Annotated in this window: 1 protein-coding gene; it reads left to right on the plus strand. The window is 37.3% G+C overall.

All coding sequences use genetic code 11. The features are described 5' to 3' along the window. Window positions 1-127: 127 nt before the first annotated feature. Complete coding sequence (gene xerC, locus AC4J95_RS21070) at window positions 128-1,027, plus strand: tyrosine recombinase XerC (RefSeq protein WP_494551546.1); 900 nt, start codon at window positions 128-130, stop codon at window positions 1,025-1,027. The last annotated feature ends 23 nt before the right edge of the window (window positions 1,028-1,050 follow it).

Here is a 1,050-nt window from a genome sequence, read left to right on the forward strand (position 1 = left end):
GCAATTGTGAATTATCTGTAAATAATTGTTAGTATATTCGTGAAAAATCAATAAATTCTGACAATTCAATTGTAATTAAAAAGCTCTTATGCTACATTTATGCTATGTTTGTGAGGTGAGAAAAAGTTTGGAAAATGAAGCAGCAAAGCAAGAGTTTATCGGTTATTTAATGACCGAGCGGGGCTACTCAGAAAAAACCAAGGAAGCCTACCAGCGAGATCTAAATGACTTTTGTCAATTTTTGGAAAATTCAGGCGAATCTTCATTATTAGCAGTGAATCACTTAGATGTGCGTGTCTACTTAGCCTTTCTCAATGATCAAAAATATAGTCGTAATACGATCAGTCGAAAAATTGCGAGTTTGCGATCCTTTTATCAATACCTTTTAAAGCATGAGAAAATCAAAGAGAATCCTTTTTCTTATGTTCATCTCAAAAAAAAGCAGGCCCGTTTACCGCGTTTTTTTTATGAAAAAGAAATCGAAGTCCTTTTCAATAGTGTTGATGGAACGGAGCCATTGGACCAGCGAAATCGTGCGTTGTTAGAGGTTCTTTACGGATCAGGTCTTCGGGTAAGTGAATGTGCCAATCTCCAGTTATCTGTCATTGATTTTGATAATAGTGTGATGCTGATCCACGGAAAAGGGAATAAAGATCGTTATGTGCCGTTGGGCTCTTATGCAGCGGATGCGATTCAAGAATTTGTTCAATACGGTCGCAAGCAGCTAATGGATCATTTCGGTAAAGAGCATGATTATCTTTTCATTAATCACCGGGGAGAACAGATCACACCAACTGGGATAGAGTATGTGTTGAATCAAATCATCAAGAAAAGCAGTTTGACTAGTGATATCCATCCCCATATGCTGAGGCATACATTTGCTACGCATTTATTGAACAACGGTGCCGATTTGCGTACGGTGCAGGAGTTACTTGGACACGCAAATTTGTCAACAACCCAAATTTATACTCATGTTACAAAAGAAAGCTTAAAAAAAAGTTATCGCTCGTTTCATCCTAGAGCTTAGAAGTTTAACAAAAAAGGAGAGAT

The sequence above is a fragment of the Enterococcus sp. GPZ-007 genome (assembly GCF_059374735.1).